This window comes from Desulfatiferula olefinivorans, assembly GCF_054657895.1.
The window spans coordinates 1-244 of record NZ_BAAHXV010000155.1 but is presented as its reverse complement, the minus strand read 5'-3'; the positions used below and the strand labels follow the sequence as shown (position 1 = coordinate 244).

The 244-nt window shown below is 56.1% G+C and carries 1 protein-coding gene; it reads right to left on the bottom strand.

Annotated features, from left to right (window positions below):
* A partial coding sequence (locus tag ACYQ11_RS22255) for a GTP-binding protein (RefSeq protein WP_459926031.1) occupies nucleotides 1–244 on the bottom strand: 244 nt, incomplete at both ends.

Genomic DNA, 244 nt, shown 5'->3' with positions numbered 1-244 from the left:
GGGAATATAGGAGTCACAGGCATCCATCAGGGCGAAAATGCACTGGGCGTCGTCGGCCTTGGGATCGTCGCATTCAAGTGCCTTGAGGGCGCTGCCGCGGATGATCGGGGTTTCGGATCCCGGGAATTCGTACTTGTCCAGAAGTTCCTGAAGTTCCATCTCGACCAGCTCGATCAGTTCCTCGTCGTCGACCATGTCGCATTTGTTCAGGAACACAACGATTCTCGGAACACCGACCTGACGC